Consider the following 22,494-nt stretch of genomic DNA (forward strand, 5'->3'; position numbering starts at 1 on the left):
ATTTTGTATTTCAAACTTATATAAAAAAAATCAAACTACCAAAGATTTTTCTTACTATTTTACAAGATTTGGATATTGCTTCTTAATATTACGGATCAATTCTTCTAACCCATTTAATTTTAATTCATAAATAAGCTGTAATTGCTGGCCTAATTCTCCTTTTGGGAATCCTTTATTATAATACCAAACCACATAATACTCCGGCAAATCAATTAAGTATCTTCCTTCATATTTCCCGAAAGGCATTTTGGTGTGAGCTAATTTTATGAGTTGTTTTTTGTCTTGATCCATGGTTTCTAAGAAGAAAGAAGCAAGAAGAAAGACCAATGCCTTCTTCTTGCTTCAATTAGTTGCAAAGCTATTATTAATTTGCCACAGATTAAAAGGATTCTCATAGATTATTAAACCAAAAATTAAAAAACTTAGAACCTCAGAATCTTAGAACCTTTAAAAAAAAAGAAGCAAGAAAAAAGAACTTATTTTCATCCTCCCTTCCTGCTTCAAAAATATTATTTAAGTTTTATTACTAATTTCTAAAAGACTAAAAAACTTAGAATCTCAGAACCTTAGCAACTTAGCATCTTAATAGTGCCATCTCACGAAAGCTTCCATTGCAGCGTAAGTCGCCAAACCTAACTGGTGGTACAATTCTGCTGTTTCGCGGTTTCTGTCTTCTGCTCTCTGCCAGAACTCTCTTGCGTCTGTTCCTTGGAAAACAACTCCGTCTTTTTGTGACTGGTGTTTGAAGATTCCGTGACGTTTTGCCAAAACTTGGTCTGGACTCATTGGAACTGCCATTTCAACTTCGTCAATTCCCCATTCTTGCCAAGCTCCACGGTATAACCATAACCAGCAGTCGTTCATGAATTCTTTTGGCTTTAAAACTTTAACTGCCTCAAAAATAGCATCCAAACAAACTTTATGCGTTCCGTGTGGATCTGCTAAATCTCCAGCTGCATAAATTTGGTGCGGTTTAATTTTCTCAATTAAATCAACTGTCAACTGAATATCCTCTGGTCCAATTGGTTTTTTCTCGATTGTTCCTGTTTCGTAAAAAGGCAATTCCATAAAGTGAATTTGAGAATCCGGAAGACCAACAAAATGACTTGTAGCTCTCGCCTCTCCTTTTCTGATTAAACCTTTAATATAACGAACTTCTGGAATATCAATTTCGCTGTTCTTTTTGTTCTGCAAGAATGCTTCTGCTTTTTTGTAGATATTATCTGCCTCTTCGCTTTTGATTCCGAATTTCTCATTATAATCAATTACGAATCTTGCAAAACGAAGTGCTTCATCATCAGCAACTGCAATGTTTCCAGAAGTTTGGTAAGCCACGTGCACTTCATGTCCTTGCTCTTGCAAACGCATGAAAGTTCCTCCCATACTGATAATATCGTCATCAGGATGCGGACTAAAAATCAATACGCGTTTTTTAGCCGGCTCTGCTCTTTCAGGACGATTTGTATCGTCTGCATTTGGTTTTCCACCTGGCCAACCCGTGATTGTATTTTGCAATTTATTAAATATCTTAATGTTAATATCGTAAGCTGGACCTGAATCTGCCAACAAATCACTCATACCATTTTCAATATAATCAGCATCTGTAAGCATTAAAATTGGTTTTTTAAGATCTAATGCCAATCCTAAAACTGCTTTACGAGTCAATTTATCTGTCCAAACAATTTTTTCAACCAACCAAGGTTTGTTGATTCTCGTTAATTTTGAAGAAGCTTCTTTGTCTAAAATAAAAACTGCGTTGTTATGCTCTTGCAAGAATGAAGCAGGAACTCGGTTTGTAACTTCATCTTCAACAGATTTTTTTACAATGTTTGCTTTTCCTTCACCCCAAGCTAACAAAATCACTCTTTTAGCTTCCATGATTTTTTTAACTCCAAGTGTAATCGCAGTTCTTGGAGTATTGTTTAAACCAAAGAAATCTTTACTTGCAGCAACTCTTGTAATATGATCTAAAGCTACTAAACGAGTTTTAGAGTTTTGAAGCGAACCAGACTCATTAAATCCAATGTGCCCGTTTCCTCCAATTCCAAGAATCTGAAGATCGATTCCGCCCAAAGCTTCAATTTTAGCTTCATATTCATGGCAGTAATCTGCAATTTGCTCTTTTGTTAAAAGTCCGTCTGGAACGTGAGCGTTTTCAGGTAAAATATCGACATGATCAAACAAAAGTTCTTTCATGAAACGAACATAACTGTTGATTGAATTTGGTTCCATTGGATAATACTCATCCAAGTTAAAACTGATTACGTTTTTGAAACTCAAACCTTCTTCTTTATGAAGACGCACTAATTCAGCATACAAACCTTTTGGAGAAGAACCAGTAGCTAATCCTAAAATACAAGGCTTTCCTTCTTTTTGCTTTTCTTTGATTAAAGACGCAATTTCTTGCGCTACTTCTTTTGAAGCATCCGTTGAGTTTTCAAAAACAACTGTGTTAATGTTTTCGAATCGTTTTTCGAAACCTGTTGCTTTGTCGATTTTACTTTTTAACATGATATATTAATTTTTTATTTTTTGTTCAACTATTCCATTTCCTGTATTTATGCCCTTTTACAGCATAAAACAAAATCATTGCATAAGAAGGCAGCAACATTAAGTAAGCCAATTGATTTCCACTTTTTGAAACATTTTGCATATTTTTTGCAACATTTGCAGAATTGATGCTTTCTGTAATCATTCCGTAAAAAAGTGGAAAAACTGCTCCACCGATAATTCCCATAATCAAAATAGCACTTCCAATCTTTGTATAACCTCCTAAATCCTGCAGAGCCATTGGCCATATTGCTGGCCAGCATAATGCATTTGCGAGTCCCAAAAGCGCCACTAAAAGTATCACCAATGGTATATTTGGAGTTCCAGGCAATGCAATCATTATCTTTGGAGAAATCAAAACAATTGCTGTAACTAGCACTAAACCAAGCAACCCAGACACTTTTAAAGCAGTAACTTGCGAAACATATTTAGGAATCAAAACTATACCAAGAATATAGCCGATCACCATTGCTGACATCGTAAATGAGGTTAATTTGAGATAAAAATTCCCTTCTTCGCCATAAACACCTAATTGTTTTCCGAAAGCTCCAATCGAATCTCCCGCCAAAACTTCGGCAGATAAATACAACATTAGAGTTATTACTCCTAAAACTAACTGCGGGTGCTGAAAAGCATTTTTAATCTGTTTAAAAACACTCAATTCTGACACATTTCCATCTTCGCCCAAATCAATTTCTGGAAGAGGAGAAAATTTCACCATTAAAGCTAAAACAGTAATAATCAACCCCATATAAAGATACGGTGTTTGTAATTGTAAAGCAAGAGAATTTAATGCGCTAGTTTTTGCAGCTTCATCCATCAAGGCAATTTTGTCTGCGGTAAAGTCCTGCATATTTGACAAAACCAAAATAGTAAGCACAATTGGCGCAACAAAGCCTGCCAATTTATTTGCAATTCCTAAAACGCTGATTCTTGCAGCAGCACTTTCTCTTGGACCAATTACAACAACATATGGATTTGAAGCTGTCTGCAAAACTGCCAAACCGGTCCCCATGATAAACAAGGCTATTAAAAACAAGAGAAATGTACGACTTGAAGCCGCTGGATAAAACATAAATGCTCCCGCGGCAATAATCAATAATCCTAAAGAAATTCCGTTTTTATACCCCACTTTTTCAATAATATAAGAAGAAGGAACTGCCATTACGAAGTAGGCAATATAAAATGCGAAAGTCACAAAATAGGCTTGCGAAGAAGTTAATTCGCAAGCTAATTCAAAAAACGGAATTAGCGGTCCGTTAAGCCAGGTTACAAATCCTAGAATAAAAAACAATAAGGTTAAAATTACCATAGGAACAATGGTACTTTTTTTCTCCAGCTGTAATGTACTTTGAATGTTTGTCATAATTTTTGGTTGATTTAGTTATAGATTTATTTAATTCAAAATCTAAATTAGAATCAACTCTCACATTATTGATTGCGTAATTTATGCAAATATCTGCATTTTTTTTGCAAAACAAAAGTACTACATTAAATTTCCTTATTCTCTAATTTAGATATGAAAGTTTTGTTAATTTTTATTATTCCAATTTAAATCAGGATAATATTTTGCCAAATATGTTTTTACATCGGCAATATCTTCTTTAGCAGTCAGGTCAGGAACGTGCTCAGAAAACGGAATTCCGATCGTTGTATTCGGATTTTCCTTAACGGAGTTCAAAAGAACCGTCGGAAGCTCCTTTTCATCACGCTCCGGATGAACAGGACAATTTTTAAGATGTATATATAAGGTCTTGCCGTTAAACTTAAAGGCATTCATACTAACACGTATTTTTCCTTCTGCATCTTTATATTGCTCCAAGTCTTCTTCTGTAGGTTTTTCTAAAATATCCAACAACTGATTATTCTGGTCTAATTTTGCAATTGCAAAACGAGAAATACGCTCCAGCGGAAAATCCATTGCATCACGATCATAACTAATAAAAGCATTCGGACTTTCAGTTTCTCTCAAAGCACGCAATGCTTCAGCAGAATACAAATTATCGCTGTTGCAAACCGAATAAAACTGCGAATTTAGCTCTGGATATTGCTCTACAGCTTGAAACAGAGCATCTGCAGTCCCAAAAGGCTTTACTCTTCCTTCAGGAATATACTGAACAGCAAATGAAATATTGAGTCCGTGAAAATCGTTATCCTTCATTTTACTTCCATAAAACTCTTTAAATAATTCTCCTTGTTCTCCTATTATAATATAAATATTTTTATAGCCTGCTTTTTTTGCATTCCATAAAAGATAATCCAAAAGAGGTCTTCCGCTTGCGCCAACACCTATTAAGCCTTTACTCCTTTCATTAGCCTGAGCAATTTCTTCTGGAGAAAGATTATTGGCAACCGCTTCTTTTTTCATTCGAGAAGAAGCTCCGCCTGCTAAAATCACTAAATTGTCGTGCATTTTATTTAATTTTCAATATTATCAATAATTCGTACTCCGGGGTCAACATTTACTGCGTAAGCTTCTTGTGCTCCAGCATGTAAAATTGCTTTTATAACCACATCTTCATACTTAGGATCAGCAATTACAACAATACTTCCACCACCGCCAGAGCCGACAATTTTTGCTCCGTACGCTCCTGCTTTTAATGCTGCATTAACCATTGCATCAATTCTTGGAACAGTAATTTTCAGTAAATCACGCAAAACCTCATGATGTCCATTCATTAACGCACCAATTTTTTTCAGATCTAAAACCGGTTTTTTAAATTCTTTTAAAGCTTCTTTAGTAAAGTAATAATTCTTTACAGCCGCCTCAAAAAACGGAATCAGACGATCTGGTAGACAATTTCTGTATTTATCCAAATCCTCAATTTCGGAAGCATTTAAATCAAACTGCGGATAATTCTTCTTTACAATATCAATTGCCATTAAAGCATTTCCTTTCAGCTCGCCAAGAAGCCCAATGGTTTCCTTTGGAACACCTGAAACTCCTGTAATCAAACCTTTCAGTCCTGTGCCTATTACATCAAAAGAAAATGGTTTTTTAGTATTTATATAGACAATATTTCCAACGCCAATGCTAAAATGATCCATCATTCCGCCAGGTTCTCCGTGCTCTAACACTTCAGATTCATAACCTAATTTAGAAAGAAATTCAGGCGTAACTTCATGATCTATTCCGAAAGCTTCTATCAGAAAACGAATCCAAGCCATTAACAAGGCTGACGAACTCGAAGTTCCTGAGTTAATCGGAATATCTCCAGTAATTGTAATTGTATAACCAGATATTGGTTTACAGCCATATCTGCGCAAGACACGCAACGAGGATGCAAAATAATCTCTTGGTTCTAATTTTTCGAAAGCCTCGTGTATATTAATAACTCGAATTTCATTAATGTCAATCATATTCAGAACAAATGTGTCGGTCTGATTTTCTTTTGCTATTAATTTAATACTTCTATCTATCGCACAGGCTATAACAGGCAATCCTAAATAATCTTGATGATCTCCAAAAAGACAGGTTCGGCCGGGAGCTAATGAGGTAATTTTTTTCACGTAAACACATTGTGTTAAAATATTGCAATTCAATAAATTACAACATTATTAGGTTATCTTTTTATTTTAGTTTTTCGGTTTTGATGTTACGAAACTATAGATTATATTTTTATAAAACAAGAAAAAATACAAAAATGTGCTCGAACACACTTTTTTAATGTTCTCGAGCACATTTTATAATTCTTACAGAAAATTTACATTTATTAACTCAAAGTTTTTATATTTGCTTATATGGATAAAAAGTACACAATTAAGGATATAGCACAAATGGCTGGAGTTTCTAAAGGAACTGTGGATCGCGTGCTGCATAATAGAGGAAAAGTCTCTCCTGCTGCACTAGAAAAAATCAATGAAGTTTTGAATGTAATTGACTACGAACCCAACTTAATTGCTAGAAATTTAAAAAGCACAAAAGTGTACCGCATTTGCGTTTTGCTTCCAGATCCTGTATTTGACCCATACTGGCTTCCGTGTGTTAACGGAATCCAAGACGCTATAACAGAATTTAAAGCCTATAATGTGGTTATTGAAACACAGTATTTTAATCCTGAAAGCACAAAATCTTTTTTAAAGACTCATGAAGCTATTGTAGCCAAATCTCCAGATGCTGTTTTATTAGCACCGCTTTTCCATAAAGAAACCATAGAAATCATAAAACAATATGAGGAACTGGGAATTATGGTAAACACTTTCAACAACCAAGTTGAATCTTCGTCAATAAAAAGCTTTGTCGGGCAAGATCTATATAAAAGTGGCCGCGTTGCCGCGAGTTTAATGAATTTAATTCTGTCGAAAGGCCAAATCGTAATTATCCATATTGACGAAAGCCTTAAAAATGCCGTTCACATGCAGGAAAAAGAACGAGGTTTTAGAAGTTATTTTGAAGAGAAAGACCTTTCTGATTTCTCTGTAACCACTTTAAAACTGAAATATTCTAATATCGATACTAAGCTTCCAGCATTCATAAATGAAAATCCAGATTTAAGCGGTATTTTCATTACAACTTCAAAAGCTTACCAAATCGCTTCTACGCTTTCAAATATAACAGATGAAAAAATTGCTTTGATCGGTTACGACTTAGTTGATAAAAACGTCAGCTTTCTTAATCAGGGATTGATTCATTTTTTAATTCATCAGAATCAGAAGAGACAAGCTTATTTGGGAGTCAGCACTTTAGTTGAGCATTTTTTATTCCGAAAAGATATTCCGGAAACTATTTTGCTCCCTATTGATATTATCAATGTAGAAAATGCCTCATTTTACGTTAGCTAAGTTTTTTTTAACTTTCAAATTATAACTTTAATTGCCTCCAGCTTTAGCTGGAGGTTGTAGAACATCAGCCAAAAGGGCTTTAGCCAAACTTGCGAAGTTCAGCTAAAGCCCTTTACTATCTTACTTTAACAACTCCAGCTAAAGCTGAAGGCAATTCAAATTAGATTTTCCCTTTAAAAAACCTTTGCGCCTTCGCGCCTTTGTGGCAGGCAAAACTATTCCATCAAAACAAATTTCCCGAAAGAAGAAGCTATATGAAAATTCGGTTCTGCAGTATTAGGATCTACCCACGTTATCCAGGTTGGTTCGTAATTTCCGCCTTTATGCTTGACAAATTTAGCTCTGTAAACCCCAGTTTCAATAATATTATCATGAATTAAATCTAATTCTTTTAAAGATGCAATACTAATTGATCCTGCAACCGTGAAAGAAACTTCGTCTTTTGAAGATGCTAGCTTTATATGGTTTTCAGCCCATTTCCAGTCATAGTCAAAAATTTTGTCTGGACGCGCTTCGAAATCCAACAATCTAGTTGAAGGATCTATTTCTAAACAATAATACGGATTAAGCTTATCATTACTCCTAAAAAACAGCTCTACTCTATCTGAATTACAAATACTATCTACACTATTATCTTTCTGATCCATATAAAGATCCGTGTCAAAAACCCTAAAATTAAAATAGAAATTATCCTTATCCCAGAGTGCACGAAATTCAATTCTCAAAACTGGATCATTATTCCACGGAGAAGTAAAATCGGTTAAACAGTTTGCTTTTTTCCAAAAAAACGAATCTAAAAAACGGGTTGCATTTTCTTGACCTCTATCTATTATTTGTACGTGGTATTCTTTCAAAATTCTTCTTCTTAAAATCTGTTAATTTTTAATTTTCAAAAAATGTCAAAATGACCATTAATTCATTTCGCGTTTTTGTCCTTTTTTTTCGTGACCAATATAGTTCAAAAATCGAATTAAAAAACAAACCGAATTCATAATTAAAACTAAAAAAAACCTTCTTTTCAGCATAAGAAAAGACTGCTTAATTTTTACGTTTTTCGTTTAGCGATTGCGAAATTCATAAGTTTTTAATAAATCCTTATTTATAATTCAAAAAACCACCAATATCACACACACTGTTTTTTCTAAATTATTTTAAAAATATCACAGCAATTTAAGTCAAAAAAAATGATTCACACAATTTTATGTGCTCGAGAACATAAATTTTGTGTGTTCGAGCACATTTTTTGAGTTTTTTCTTGTTTTATAAAAATATAATCTCTAGTTTCGTCAGAGATTAATCTTAAAACTAAGTTAATTATGAAAAATATTCGGTGATTTTCACGCTTCAGGAAAGTAAAAAATTGAGCTAAACAAGCAGTATTTAAACAAAAAAACAAAAGCTCTGATTGATCTAAAAAACAACTCAATCACAACACAATTAAAAAGGCAAAATGAATTTCCAGATCAAAAAAGAAATCTAAAACCTACAAACAAAGAAAAAACAATTAAACATTAACCAAAACCAATTCAAAGTATGAAATTATTAACCCAAAAAAAGCCAAGAGATTTTCGGCTTAACAATTTATCCCGCAAAGAAATCGGAATAACAGTTCTCTCGTTATTAGTTTTTACATTTCAAGCCTCTGCAGCTTCTTCTATAAATATTTCTGATAAAAACAATACGGCATTATTTTTTGAAAAAACTGTAAAAGGTACTGTAACAGATCAAAACGGCATGCCTCTTCCTGGCGCCAATGTTGTAGTCAAAGGAACTACAAAAGGTGTTCAGACAGATGTTGACGGAACTTTTGCCATTACAGTTCCAGATAATGCTACAAAACTTGTGATTACTTTCATTGGTATGGAAGATCAAGAAGTAAGCATTGGAAGCGCTCCTTTAAAAATTGTCATGAAAGAAGCTGGACAAAAACTAGAAGAAGTTGTTATTGGATACGGAAAATCTAAGAAAAAAGACCTTACTGGTTCTGTGAGTTCACTTAGCAAAGACAATTTAAACTTAGGCGGAACGGTTGCAAATGTTGGACAAGCTCTTCAAGGACGTGCTTCGGGAGTACAGGTTCAGCAAAATAGTTATGCACCGGGAACAAATCCGCAGGTTGTAATTAGAGGTGGAAACTCAATCAATACTTCTAATGCTCCGTTATATGTTGTTGATGGATTCATTACTAGTACTGGAGCTTCAATTAGTCCAAACGACATTGAAAATATTCAGATTCTAAAAGATGCCGCTTCTACTGCAATTTACGGTGCTCGTGGAGGAAATGGAGTAATTTTGATCACAACTAAAAAAGGAAAAGCTGGAAAAATGAATGTGGAAGCTGAGATTTCTGATGGTTTTCAAAATATCATAAAAGAGCCATCTTTAATGACTGGACAGCAATATGCAGATTATCAAAATGCTCTTAATGCTGAAAACGGAAGACCTCCACTTTTCCCTTCAAGCTTTCCTGTTGCCAACACAAACTGGTTTGACGCTGCAACTCGTCCTGGAGAAGTGCTTAACAGAACGCTTACTTTTAGCGGAAGCGACCAAAATTCAAAATTCTTTCTTTCAGGAAACTATTTAAAACAAACTGGAGCTATAGTAAATACTGATTTTGAAAGATATACTGTGAGAATGGGTGCAGAAAAGAAATTCAACGATAAGCTGACGATGGGTATGAATGCTTATGGCGCTGTTGCCGAAGGAAATAATAGCGATTTTGGCGATAATATTTTGTCTCCAATGTTCTCTATCCAAACTGCTCCGCCAGCTATTCCAATTTACAATGCAGATGGTTCTTATTATAAATTTCAAGGAAAAGACAATGCATTAGCGCTTTTACTTGAACCGACAGATCATACAATCAACAGATTGGTAAATGGAAACATGTTTTTAGATTATCAAATTATTAAAGGTTTAACATATCACTTTGGTGCAGGTGCAGAATGGCAGGAAAATATTCAAGGAAAATATACTCCAAGTACTTTAGTAGCTGGAGCTGCATTAAAAGGTTCTGGTTCTGAAGAAAATAAAACGTATTTCAGATGGAGTACAGAGCAATACTTAACGTATAAATTTGATATCAAAGAAGTACATGCAATTACTGCAATGATTGGTACTTCTAACCAAAAAGATACGTACGAAAGAATGAGAGCTGCAGGTACAGGTTTTTCTAGTGACTTATTGACTTATTACAATTTACAAGGTGCATCAGTATATTTAAAACCTGAAACAGAAAAAACAGAAACGAAATTGACATCTTATTTTGGAAGGTTAAATTATGCTTTCAATGATAAATACCTAGCAACCTTTACTATTAGAAAAGACGGTTCTTCTCGTTTTGGTCCAAATAACAAATTTGGTATTTTCCCTTCTGGAGCCGTTGCCTGGAAAATATCTAATGAGTCTTTTATGCAAAATGTAAAAGCAGTTTCTGAACTTAAATTAAGAGCAAGTTATGGTATCACAGGTAGTGACGGTATTGGGGATTATGCTTATATGAGTCGATTGTCTTCTTGGGGTGTAACTATTTCTCCAGATCAATTCGTATCAGGAACTGAGCCAGCCAACTTAGCAAATCCAAATCTAAAATGGGAACAAACTGCTCAAACTGATATTGGTTTAGATTTAGGTTTATTTAATGACAAACTTTCTATTACATTCGATTATTACAAAAAAAGAACTAGTGATGCCCTTTTAAATGTTCCTGTTGGAGGATGGTGGGGATTTGATACTCAAAGAATTAATTCTGGAGTAATTGATAACCACGGTGTTGAATTAGGAATAAGCACTACAAACTTTAGAAATGATAAATTTACTTGGACAACTTCTCTAAATCTGGCTTACAATAAACAAGAAATAGTATCTCTAGCAGATAATGTAAAAATCATCAGTACAAATACTTCAAATCCAAGCGGAACGGTTTCTGGTCAAGAATTTACAAGATTGGAACCAGGAAAAGAAATGGGAGTTTTGTTTGGTTACAAATACGCCGGAGTTATCAAAACTGGAGAAACTTATGCTCCTCAACCATTATCTGTTGCTGGAGATCCTAAGTACGTAGACGTTGATGGCGATGGTAAGATTACAGCAAAAGACAGAACTTATCTAGGAAATTCTATCCCGCATTATGTGGCTGGTTTTAATAACGATTTCAGATATAGAAATTTTGATATGAATATCTTTTTCCAAGGCGCTTTTGATTATTCAGTTTACAATATGACTAAAATGGTTGGTGAGTCTTCTACAAGCACTGATGCTCTAAACCGTTGGGTTGCTGGAAAAAACGAAAATACAGATATTCCAAGAGATGGTTATTACAAAAGCACTTACGGAAGTTATGTGAACTCTAAATTTGTTGAAGAAGCGTCTTATTTACGTCTGAAAAATGTTTCTATCGGATATACAATTCCTGAAAGTGCATTAAAAACAGTAAAATTTATTGATAGCATTAGATTGTATGCGATTGGACAAAATCTATTGACAATTACAAACTATTCTGGAAATGACCCTGAGGTTAATGGACATTTTACTCCCGACAATGCAACAAAACAAAATTTAGGTGGAGGAATCGACTTTAACTCATTCCCAGCTTCAAGAACTTTTATACTTGGAATTAAAGTAGCAATTCACTAGTCTAAAATGCTTTATAGTAACATTAAATTGATTCAAATGAAAAAATATACAATCTTATTACTTTTACTTACCGCCGGGACACAATTTTCGTGTAACCAAGATCTTGACCCCACGGTATATAGCAGCTTGACTAATACCAATGGGTATCAGACAAAATCGGATGCTATTGCGGCTATCAATTCCATTTATGGAAGATTAAAAGGACCTTCTGTAGGCGATAACTTTTCTTATTGGGCTACAAGACACTTTGCCCTTACTGATATCGCAACAGATTTAGGACATTGCCAATTTGGAGGAGATCCAGGACAATTATCATTAGGAACTTGGAACTCAGCAAACGGTCTTCTAAAAGAAGATTGGAACGCGATGTATAAATTGATTGCCAATGCTAATAATGCGATTTTTAACATTACACCAATGGGTGGCATTACAGCTGCAGAAAAAGCACAATTTATTGCAGAAGCTAAATTCTTAAGATGTTCTGCTTACATGGATTTGACAGATTCTTGGGGACCAGTAATTTTAATTACAGAAGCCAATCTAGGAAATCCAGGTTATTTAGATCAAACTCCACCATCATCTGTAGAAGAAATCGATGCTTTTATGATTAAAGAATTAACCGAAGCTGCTGATGTGCTTCCAGTTAATTATAAAAACAATGATATTTATGGTACAAACGATGTGGGACGCGCTACAAAAGGTGCTGCTCTTACATTATTGGCAAAATTATACTTGAGAAGCCATGATTGGCAAAAAGTGGTTACCTATACACAAAAAGTAATGGATTTAAACGAATACCATTTATATCCTTCTTACTTAGGTTTGTTTAAAGAAAGTAACAAATGGTGCAGCGAAAACATCTTCTCTTCTTTAAGCGACGCCAACACAAACGGAACTGAATTACTAAATCACTTTGGTCCTGTTGATCACCCTGTTGTTCAAAACAGATGGCAGTATTATACTGTAAACTGGGATTTCTACAACACTTTTGGTGACGAAGATGAAAGAAAACAATGTTTCTTCCCAGAATTTATGGGAACAGACGGTCTTCTTCACAAACAAGCACCTTCATTGGGAGCGCAACCGCCAGCTGGAGAATTCTACATGCAAGACGTTTCTACAAAAAAATACGCAGACGACGAAACGACTACTTATTATGATGGTCATAGTGTAAACATCCTTCGTTATGCTGATGTTTTATTGAGCAGAGCTGAAGCTTTAAATGAAATTAGCGGGCCAACTCAAGAAGCGATTGACCTTATCAATCAAGTAAAAGGAAGATCACATGCAAAACTTTTAGTTTTATCAGATCATACGCAAACTAGTTTAAGAGATGCTATTCTGCAAGAAAGAGGCTGGGAACTTTTCTACGAAGGAAAACGTCGTTCAGATTTAATCAGAATGAACAAATATGATGTTTTAGTAAATGCATATCACCTTAGAGTTGGAGAAGCAGCTTTAATCAAAATGCCACAAAACAAATATTATACTTATCCACAAAGTCAGGTTGACCTTAATCCAAATTTAAGCAACGCAGACAGACAATAAAAAATACCTAATCAAGAATAGACAGTTAAATGTCTGTCTATTCTTGATTTTTTATAACAATAAAAGTACTTTTCTGTTTCACAAAAGAAGCTTTTCAAATGATCAAAAAATTAATATTAAAAGGAAGTTTTATTTTAGTCTTGCAGGCATTAACTAGCTGTTCTAAAAGCCAAATTATCTCCAATATCAATATTGGCACTCATGGCAACAACGAACTGAAAATTCAGATCGATGTTGCGACGAATGACCAAACTCAGGTATATGCAGAATATTGGTCGGACAAAGAAGGAAATCAAAATAAAATGACCTCTCCTATTTCAGATTCTGGTTTAAAACATTCATTAGTACTTTGTAATATAACTCCAGAAACCAATTATAGTTTTCAATTAATAACGGTTGAAGGAGGCAATAAACAAACCAGCAAAGTTTATACTTTCAAATCGAGAAAACTTCCAGAATGGCTACAGAAACAATTCAAAGCCAATTGTCCGAAACCAGAATTGCTTCCTGAAAATTTCAAAAAAGGATTTTTACTTTTAGCGAAAAGAGAAACTCCGGGAACTGCTTATATTGTTGATTACAAGGGAAATCTAAGATGGTACCATACGCTCGAAGGAACTGGATTTAAAGTAACTCATTTTACAAAAGACCAAACGATTCTTTCTATTTTGGGTACAAATGATGAACCAACAAGTTATGGAAGTGAGATTTTAGAAATTAACCTTCAAGGCGATACATTAACTCATATCAAAAAAGGACAAGGCGATTTGAAGCAGGTTCTTCATCATGAAATCATAAAAAAATCGGCTGACGAAATTGTCGCTTTAACTGTTGAGCAAAAAATAATCGATTTGACTTCTATTGGAGGAAAAAAACAAGATACAATTAACGGAGACGGAATTATAATTTTAAATAAAAAAGGAAAACAGCTTTGGAAATGGAGTGTTTTTGATGATTTAGATCCGTTTAAAGATAAGGATTTACTAAAAACCAAAAAGGATTGGACGCATGCCAACAGTTTGAGTTACGATAAAGATGGAAACTTTTTAATTTCTTTCTACAACAACGGCCAAATTTGGAAAATAGATTCTAAAACAGGAAAAGTAATCTGGAAATTAGGGAAAGGTGGCACAATGAAAATGGCTTCAGATACCAATTTCTCTCAAGCGCATGCCGCACATATTGATCAAGAAGGAAGTTTATTGTTTTTTGATAATGGAGTCGACATCAAACAATCTTCTGTTTTTGCACTAAAAGTGGATGAAAAAAATAATGATGTAAAACTTGATTTTCATATCAAATTACCAAAAGATATATACAACGACAGAATGGGAAGTGCTTATATGATCAATAAAGACCTCTTTTTGGTTTGTTGTTCAAAAAGACATATTACCGTTTTAACCAATAAAAAAGGAGTTTTGTTATGGGCTTTAGAATCTGAAATTCCGCCATACAGAACCATCTTTATTCCTGAAGAAAAACTGAAACCTTTTCTTCTAAATTAAAAAATAGTACCCATGAAAAAAACAATTCTTATCGGACTTTTTTCAGCATTATCAATGGCTGTTTTCAATTCCTGCACCAAAACCAATTCTCAAACTTTGGCTTCAAAAACAACCGAAGAAGGAGAAGAAGATGAAGGTTACATCACAATTGATACTTCTCAAATTCCTGATGATCAATTTGGAGAATCGGTTCGTTACGGAAGAGAATTAATGATGAAAACCGCCTATTACATTGGTCCGAATGGAAAAAACGGACAATATTTAGGTAATAAAATGAACTGCACTAACTGTCACCAAGACGCCGGTACAAAACCACATGCATTCAATTTAATGTCTTCACATGACAATTATCCACAATATCGCGGACGCGAAAACAAAGTCCTTACTTTAGCAGAAAGAGTTAATAACTGCATTATGCGTCCGCATTCTGGAAAACCGCTTCCGTTGGACAGCAAAGAAATGGTGGCGTTTTTATCTTACTTTAAATGGATCAGTAAATTTGTTCCAAAAGACGGTAAGTTTAAAGGAGCTAAAAATTTAGAAATCGAATTTCCAGATGTTGCCGCAAGCCCAGAAAGAGGAAAAGTTTTATTTGCTGAAAACTGCGCGAGATGCCACGGAAATAATGGTGAGGGAGTTTACAATGTCGACAAATCGGGCTACACCTACCCTCCACTTTGGGGACAATACGGTTATCAGCCAGGTTCAAGTATGCACCGTGTAATCAAACAGGCGCAATGGTTAAAAAGCAATATGCCTTATGATAAAGTTCAACTAGGAAAACCGTATCTTACAGACAAAGAAGCACTTGATATTGCGGCTTATGTAAATGACGATTCTCAACATTCAAGACCAAACCCAAAAACATTGGATTATCCTGATAAAATGGGCAAACCAATCGATTATGCACACAGTCCGTTTAATGACAATTTCTCTGAAGAACAGCATAAATACGGCCCTTATAAACCTATTATAGCTTATTGGAAAAAACAAGGATGGAAAGCCGTTTACTAAACTCAAATATACTATTTAACCTGATTATACAATACAATGAAACTAAACCTAAACAACACAACGCTTTTAAGCAGAATATTGATAATGTGCTTTATCACGATCAGTATTCCTCTAACTGCACAAATTAAATATTCAGACGGAAATGACAGCTGGAATCCAAATCAATTAGGAAATCACCGCGCTGTAGTTGCTTTTTCTGGTTCCGGAAATGTTGCTAAAACAACCATCGAATGGAGAAGAAGAGACACAAATCCAGAGCTTAAAAAGATTATCGTTCAGGATGCATCTGGGAAAGAAACTCAGAACATAAAAACCGAAAACATCAATAGAGAAAACGGTACTATTTACTTCGAACCTATTTCTGGAAAAGGAACATATTATGTGTATTACATGCCTTATGTAGACGAAGGAACTGCAAACTACCCAAAAGGAATTTATCAGAAACCTGAAAACAAAGCCGATGCAAAATGGCTTTCTAATGTAAAAGCAAACTTAAAAGACAATGCAGCTGTAACAGAAATTCAGAGCGTGAATGCTTTCAATAGTTTTTACCCAATGGAAGTAATTGCGACAGCTGCTGAAACTTCAGCTCTTGTGGCAAAAAACAGCGGAAATTCATTTTTAGTTTTCCCCGAAGACAGAGAACATTCTATCAAATTAAAATCGGATTTGCCACAAAGATGGATTCAGAAAGGCGTTCAAAACAGCTTTTCTGATACGGCAATGAAAGGTGAATATTTAGCTTTTCAATTGGGAGTTTATGCTCTTGAAGATTTAAAAAACATAAAAGTAACTTTTACCAATTTAGTGAGTACAACTGGCGCAACTATAGAAGCTAAAGACATTAGCTGTATCAACACTGACGGAACGAAATATGACGGTAATCCTTTCACCAATACTGTTTCTATTTCAAAAGGAAAAATTCAGGCAATGTGGTGCGGTATCGATGTTCCGCAAACTGCTGCTGCTGGAACTTACAACGGAAAAGCAACTGTAACTGCTGACGGAAAATCAAAAGAAATCAATCTTCAAATTACGGTTTCTAACCAAGTAACGAAAAACGGAGGCATCGACAGTCCTGAAAAAATGACTCGTCTAAAATGGTTAAACTCAACTTTAGCACAAGAAAATACGGTTATTGCTCCTTATACTCCATTAACAGTAAAGAATTCTGAAATTTCTTTATTAGGAAGAAAACTGACTTTAGCTCCAAACGGATTCCCAGCGCAGATTCAGACTTTCTTTACTCCAGAAATGACTTCTGTAACAGCAAAAGCAAATGATGTTTTAAGCTCACCAATCGATTTTCATTTTGTTGATGCGTCAGGAAAAGAAGTGCAATGGAAAAACAGCGGTGTAAAATTCACTAAAAAAGAAGCTGGAACAGTTTCTTGGGAAAGCACTTCCACTTCAAAATCGGTTCAAATGGATGTAAACGCTTCTGTTGAATTTGATGGTTTCGTACATTATATCGTGAAAGTTACAGCTCTTGAAGATGTTGCCTTTAATGACATTAATTTCCAAATGCCAATGCAACCAACATCTGCAAAATACATTATGGGATTAGGTCAAAAAGGAGGCGATCGTCCTGCAACTTTTGACTGGAAATGGGATGTAGCGCATAAAAATCAAGACGGCGCTTGGATTGGTGCTGTAAATTCTGGATTGCAGTTTTCTTTAAGAGACGAAAAATATAGCCGCCCTTTAAATACTAATTTCTATTTACAAAAACCTTTATTACTGCCTACTTCATGGGGTAACGAAAATAAGGGCGGTATTACCATTACGCCAAACCAAAAATCGGTTCTAGTAAATGCGTACAGCGGTGCTAGAACAATGAAAAAAGGCGATGTTTTATACTATAATTTCAATTTATTGATTACACCTTTCCATACAATCAATACCGATTTTCAATGGGATACAAAGTTTTACCACAAATACAGTCCAATCGATTCAATCGCTAAAACTGGCGCAACGGTAATTAATATTCACCACGCAAACGCAATCAATCCGTATATCAATTATCCTTTTATCGAATTTAAAAAAATGAAAACGTATATCGATGAAGCGCATGAAAAAGGATTAAAAGTAAAAATCTACAACACAGTTAGAGAGGTTTCTAACAAGGCTTATGAGACTTTCGCTTTAAGAAGTTTAGGTCACGAAATCTATTCTCCAGGAAAAGGTGGTGGATTCTCTTGGTTGCAAGAGCATGTTGGAGACGATTATATCGCTGCCTGGTTTGTTCCTGAAATTAAAGATGCTGCGATTGTAAACAGCGGTATGAACCGTTGGCATAATTATTATGTTGAAGGAATGAATTGGCTGACTCAAAATGTTGGTATTGATGGAATTTATCTAGATGACGTTGCTTTTGACAGAATCACGATGAAACGTATCAAAAGAGTTTTAACAAAAGATGGTCATCCTGGAATTATCGATTTGCATAGTGCAAACCAATACAACAAAAGTGACGGATTTAATAACAGTGCCAACTTATACATGGAACACTTTCCATACATCAATAAATTATGGTTTGGAGAATATTTTGATTACGAAAAAAATCAGCCTGACTTTTTCTTAACTGAAGTAAGCGGAATTCCGTTTGGATTAATGGGAGAAATGCTCCAAGATGGTGGAAATCCGTGGAGAGGAATGGTTTACGGAATGACAAACAGATTGCCTTGGAGCGATGGTGCTGACCCAAGAAACATCTGGAAAGTTTGGGATTCTTTCGGAATTAAAGGTTCTGAAATGATTGGATATTGGAGCGAAAACTGTCCAGTGAAAACAAACAATGATAAAGTTTTAGCAACAGTTTATAAAAAGAATGGAACGGCTTTAATTTCAATCGCAAGCTGGGCAGATGCTGATGTAAATGTGAAACTAAATATTGATTGGAAAAAGCTAGGAATCGATCCTGCAAAAGCAACGATTACCGCTCCAGAGGTTACCAAATTCCAGCCAGGAAAAACGTTCACAACAAAAGACGAAATAACTGTTCCTAAAGGAAAAGGATGGTTGTTGATTGTTAAGTAATTAAACGCAACATCAATTACCTCGTCTTGCTTGTCATTTCGACGAAGGAGACCCGAGCGATAGCGAATAGGCGAAGCAAATCTCCACAAGAAACTCTACAAAGATTGGTTTTTCGTTGCGGAGCTACTTACGAAGATTTCTCCTTCGTCGAAATGACAAAAATGCCGAAAACTATGTAACTAAAAATTTAATGCCACAGATTAACACAGATTAATTTTTAAACAGATTAAAAAAAATCTTTTAAATCTGTGAATCCCGATAGCTATCGGGAGTGGCAAAAAAAACAACCACAAAAAACCAAGCTCTCCATCATGAAATTTAGACCATTACTATCCTTTTTACTCCTTGGAAGCCTTTTTGTCTCAGCACAAAACAAACCCACTATAAAAGAATACAAAAAAGTATTTACCACATATCCGTTTTCAGATCCTGATCCGATTCCGAAACCTGATACTAAGTTTTATCCGTATTTCCGTTTTGATGGTTTTACCGATAAACCGATTCAGAAAGAATGGAAAGTAATCGAAATTGAAAACGATTATATTAAATTGATGATTCTGCCAGAAATTGGCGGAAAAGTCTGGTCGGCTATAGAAAAATCTACAGGAAAAGACATAGTTTACAACAATCATGTTGTAAAATTTAGAGACATTGCCATGCGCGGCCCTTGGACAAGTGGCGGTGTTGAAGGCAATTACGGAATTATCGGCCACACACCAAACTGCGCTACTCCTGTCGATTATAAAATCCTAAACCGAGAAGACGGAAGCATTAGCTGCGTTATCGGGGTTTTAGATTTATTGACTAGAACTTCTTGGAAATTAGATATCAATCTGCCAAAAGATAAAGCCTATTTTACCACAAATTCGTTTTGGTCAAATACAACCGAATTCGAACAGCCATATTACACTTGGATGAATACTGGTATTAAAGCAACCGAAAATCTGCAGTTTATTTATCCAGGACAAACTTATATTGGTCATAACGGAGATTACCATCCATGGCCAATTGACAAAGAAAACGGCAAAGACTTATCATTCTACAAAAACAACAATTTTGGTGGTTACAAATCGTATCACGTATTCGGGAAATACGATGATTTCTTCGGAGGATATTATCATGACGAAGATTTCGGAATGGGAAGATATGGCAATCACGACGATAAACCGGGCAAAAAAATCTGGATTTGGGGATTATCTCAGCAAGGAATGATTTGGGAAAAATTATTAACCGATACTGATGGACAATATGTAGAAGTGCAAAGCGGTAGATTATTTAATCAGGCGAGCGAAGGCAGTAATCTTACGCCTTTCAAACAACGTTCATTTGCACCATATCAAACGGATACTTGGACCGAATATTGGTTTCCTGTAAAACAGACCAAAGGTTTTGTAAAAGCGAATAATTATGGTTCAGTCAACATTAAAAACGAAAACGGCTGGCTGAAAATCTATTTTTCTCCGCTTCAAAAACTAAATGAAAAAATTGAGGTTTTTGAAAACGACAAAAAAGTGTATTCTAAAGATATTGCTTTAAATACATTGCAAACTTTCAAAGATTCAATTCAGGTAAAAGTTGATTCTAATAAATTGAAATTTGTTTTGGGAGGCAATAAATTGGTATGGAATTCTGCTCCAGAAGACGGAAACATCAATCGTCCTGTAGAAATACCAAAAGATTTCGATCATAATTCGGTTTACGGATTGTATCAGCAAGGAAAAAATTATATCAGTTTTAAAGATTATGTTCTGGCTGAAGATAAATTGAATGCTTGTTTGAAACTAGATCCGAACTACGCTCCTGCCCTTTCTGCATTGGCTTCTTTACAAATCAGAAAATTAGATTACAAAGCTGCTGTAAATTCGGCAAGCAAAGCTTTATCGATAGACACTTATGATCCTGCGGGTAATTATTTTTATGCTTTGGCTAATTTCCATTTAGGAAATAATACCGATGCAAAAGACGGTTTTGACATTGCTGCTGCAAGTGTCGAATTCCGCAGTCCAGCTTATACCGCTTTAAGCAAAATTTATTTGGTCGAAAACGATCTTTCAAAAGCGATTGAATATGCTGAAAAAAGCTTAGTATACAATCAATACAATATAGAAGGTTTACAGGTTTTAGCAGTTTTATATCGTTTACAGAATAATACAGATAAAGCAAATTCAGTTTTAAAAACCATTACAAAATTGGATGCGTTGAATCATTTTGCTGATTTTGAAAAATACCTTTTGAACAATTCAAACGATTCAAAAAATGCTTTTGTTACTGCCATTCAAAACGAAATGCCAGAACAGACTTTTCTTGAATTAGGAATCTGGTATAATAATATTAGCCGTAAAGAAGAAGCTTTAAAAGTATTTTCTATTGCAGAACCAAGTGCTGAAATTATCTATTGGAAAGCCTTTTTAGAAAACAAACCTGTTGATGTAAGCAAAATCAAACCTGGAACCAGTTTTCCTTTTAGAAATGAAACCGCAGAAATTTTAAAATCATTAATTAAAACAAATGATCAATACCAATTAAAATATCATTTAGGTTTAATTGAATGGAATCGTAACAGCATTTCAGAAGCTAAAAGATTGTTTTCAGAATGCGGTGCAAAACCAATCGATCCTGCTTTTTATGGCGCAAAAGCTTCTTTATTCAAAGACGATGCTTCAATAGTATTGGCAAGTCTTCAGCAGGCAATAAAATTGGATCCGCAAGGCTGGAGATACCATAAAATGCTGGCAGAACATTACATCGCTCAAAAACAATTTGATAAAGCGCTTACAACGGCTGAATCTTTCTATAAAAAACATCAAGACAATTATTTGATTGGAATGCTTTACGCTAAAACTTTATTGCTAAATAAAAAATACCGTGAAGCCGATTCGTTCTTGACCAAATTGCAAATCCTTCCGTTTGAAGGTGCAACAGCAGGAAGACAATTGTATCACGAAGCTAAATTGATGCAGGCTTTAGCAGAAATCAAAAACAAGCAGTACAAAAAAGCATTGCAATTTATTGCCGATGCCAAACTATTTCCAGAGAATTTAGGCGTAGGAAAACCGTATGACGAAAATATCGATGAAAGACTAGAAAATTGGCTGGATTATCAATGTTATACCAATTTAGGAAACAAAGAAATGGCTTCTAAATCTTTAGATAAAATCGTCGCTTTCCGTCCTGTAGTAGATAATACAGTTATGAACTTCCTTCCGGCAAACAATCTTGTTTCGGCTTGGGCGATAGAAAAAACGTCTTCTTCACAAGAGGCTGAAAAATGGATTAAAACTCAGGCAGATTTATATCCCACAAATAAAATAGTGCAGTGGACTTTATTGTCTTACACCAAAAAACCTTCGAATATTTTGAGTGAAGATGAAAAAGACGGTGAAGTTAGAATTATCGAAAAATTGTAAAGAACTTTCAA

General features: G+C 34.8%; 13 protein-coding genes. 7 read left to right on the forward strand and 6 right to left on the reverse strand.

The window, feature by feature from the left end:
* Positions 1-54 precede the first annotated feature (54 nt).
* The 5 genes from AAYQ05_RS06900 to AAYQ05_RS06920 all read right to left on the reverse strand — a co-directional run bounded on the left by AAYQ05_RS06900 (position 55) and on the right by AAYQ05_RS06920 (position 6,060).
* Positions 55-291 carry a DUF3820 family protein gene (locus AAYQ05_RS06900; RefSeq protein ID WP_343542153.1) on the reverse strand — a complete coding sequence of 79 codons (237 nt, stop codon included), beginning with the start codon at positions 289-291 and terminating at the stop codon, positions 55-57.
* Positions 292-582: 291 nt separating this feature from the next.
* Complete coding sequence (nagB, locus tag AAYQ05_RS06905; protein ID WP_343542154.1) at positions 583-2,511, reverse strand: glucosamine-6-phosphate deaminase; 1,929 nt, start codon at positions 2,509-2,511, stop codon at positions 583-585.
* Positions 2,512-2,536: 25 nt separating this feature from the next.
* On the reverse strand, positions 2,537-3,916 hold the full coding sequence (locus tag AAYQ05_RS06910; protein WP_343542156.1) for a sugar MFS transporter: 1,380 nt from the start codon (positions 3,914-3,916) through the stop codon (positions 2,537-2,539).
* Between the two features lie 165 nt (positions 3,917-4,081).
* Positions 4,082-4,963, reverse strand: a complete 882-nt coding sequence (locus tag AAYQ05_RS06915; protein ID WP_343542157.1) for a sugar phosphate nucleotidyltransferase — start codon at positions 4,961-4,963, stop codon at positions 4,082-4,084.
* A gap of 5 nt (positions 4,964-4,968) precedes the next feature.
* Positions 4,969-6,060, reverse strand: coding sequence for a GHMP family kinase ATP-binding protein (locus AAYQ05_RS06920; protein WP_343542159.1), 1,092 nt, complete (start codon positions 6,058-6,060; stop codon positions 4,969-4,971).
* Positions 6,061-6,291: 231 nt separating this feature from the next.
* On the opposite strand from AAYQ05_RS06920, the gene AAYQ05_RS06925 reads away from it, so the two are divergent.
* Complete coding sequence (locus AAYQ05_RS06925) at positions 6,292-7,332, forward strand: LacI family DNA-binding transcriptional regulator (RefSeq protein ID WP_343542161.1); 1,041 nt, start codon at positions 6,292-6,294, stop codon at positions 7,330-7,332.
* A 215-nt stretch (positions 7,333-7,547) separates the two neighbouring features.
* Here the strand turns inward: AAYQ05_RS06925 and AAYQ05_RS06930 are convergent, their stop codons facing one another.
* Entirely contained in the window at positions 7,548-8,186 is a 639-nt protein-coding gene (locus tag AAYQ05_RS06930) for a sugar-binding protein (RefSeq protein WP_343542162.1), read from the reverse strand.
* A 679-nt stretch (positions 8,187-8,865) separates the two neighbouring features.
* Between AAYQ05_RS06930 and AAYQ05_RS06935 the strand changes: the two genes are divergently transcribed.
* From AAYQ05_RS06935 to AAYQ05_RS06960, 6 genes are all read left to right on the forward strand, one after another.
* Positions 8,866-11,970, forward strand: a complete 3,105-nt coding sequence (locus AAYQ05_RS06935; protein WP_343542163.1) for a SusC/RagA family TonB-linked outer membrane protein — start codon at positions 8,866-8,868, stop codon at positions 11,968-11,970.
* A 36-nt stretch (positions 11,971-12,006) separates the two neighbouring features.
* The gene (locus AAYQ05_RS06940) at positions 12,007-13,518 is read left to right on the forward strand and encodes a RagB/SusD family nutrient uptake outer membrane protein (protein WP_343542165.1); all 1,512 of its coding nucleotides are present in this window, start codon (positions 12,007-12,009) and stop codon (positions 13,516-13,518) included.
* Positions 13,519-13,616: 98 nt separating this feature from the next.
* Positions 13,617-15,023, forward strand: a complete 1,407-nt coding sequence (locus tag AAYQ05_RS06945) for an aryl-sulfate sulfotransferase (RefSeq protein WP_343542166.1) — start codon at positions 13,617-13,619, stop codon at positions 15,021-15,023.
* Positions 15,024-15,035: 12 nt separating this feature from the next.
* Entirely contained in the window at positions 15,036-16,037 is a 1,002-nt protein-coding gene (locus AAYQ05_RS06950) for a c-type cytochrome (RefSeq protein ID WP_343542167.1), read from the forward strand.
* A 36-nt stretch (positions 16,038-16,073) separates the two neighbouring features.
* Positions 16,074-19,076: a glycoside hydrolase domain-containing protein gene (locus AAYQ05_RS06955; RefSeq protein WP_343542168.1), complete on the forward strand. Its 3,003-nt coding sequence runs from the start codon at positions 16,074-16,076 to the stop codon at positions 19,074-19,076.
* Positions 19,077-19,387: 311 nt separating this feature from the next.
* Positions 19,388-22,483, forward strand: coding sequence for a DUF5107 domain-containing protein (locus AAYQ05_RS06960; RefSeq protein ID WP_343542170.1), 3,096 nt, complete (start codon positions 19,388-19,390; stop codon positions 22,481-22,483).
* The last annotated feature ends 11 nt before the right edge of the window (positions 22,484-22,494 follow it).

This window comes from Flavobacterium movens, from assembly GCF_039581425.1.
Lineage (GTDB): Bacteria > Bacteroidota > Bacteroidia > Flavobacteriales > Flavobacteriaceae > Flavobacterium > Flavobacterium luteolum.

Coding starts and splice junctions, on each gene's coding strand:
- nagB (WP_343542154.1), bottom strand. CDS start 2,511: ATGTTAAAAAGTAAAATCGACAAAGCAACAGGTTTCGAAAAACGATTC.
- AAYQ05_RS06900 (WP_343542153.1), bottom strand. CDS start 291: ATGGATCAAGACAAAAAACAACTCATAAAATTAGCTCACACCAAAATG.
- AAYQ05_RS06940 (WP_343542165.1), top strand. CDS start 12,007: ATGAAAAAATATACAATCTTATTACTTTTACTTACCGCCGGGACACAA.
- AAYQ05_RS06950 (WP_343542167.1), top strand. CDS start 15,036: ATGAAAAAAACAATTCTTATCGGACTTTTTTCAGCATTATCAATGGCT.
- AAYQ05_RS06910 (WP_343542156.1), bottom strand. CDS start 3,916: ATGACAAACATTCAAAGTACATTACAGCTGGAGAAAAAAAGTACCATT.
- AAYQ05_RS06945 (WP_343542166.1), top strand. CDS start 13,617: ATGATCAAAAAATTAATATTAAAAGGAAGTTTTATTTTAGTCTTGCAG.
- AAYQ05_RS06955 (WP_343542168.1), top strand. CDS start 16,074: ATGAAACTAAACCTAAACAACACAACGCTTTTAAGCAGAATATTGATA.
- AAYQ05_RS06960 (WP_343542170.1), top strand. CDS start 19,388: ATGAAATTTAGACCATTACTATCCTTTTTACTCCTTGGAAGCCTTTTT.
- AAYQ05_RS06935 (WP_343542163.1), top strand. CDS start 8,866: ATGAAATTATTAACCCAAAAAAAGCCAAGAGATTTTCGGCTTAACAAT.
- AAYQ05_RS06925 (WP_343542161.1), top strand. CDS start 6,292: ATGGATAAAAAGTACACAATTAAGGATATAGCACAAATGGCTGGAGTT.
- AAYQ05_RS06915 (WP_343542157.1), bottom strand. CDS start 4,963: ATGCACGACAATTTAGTGATTTTAGCAGGCGGAGCTTCTTCTCGAATG.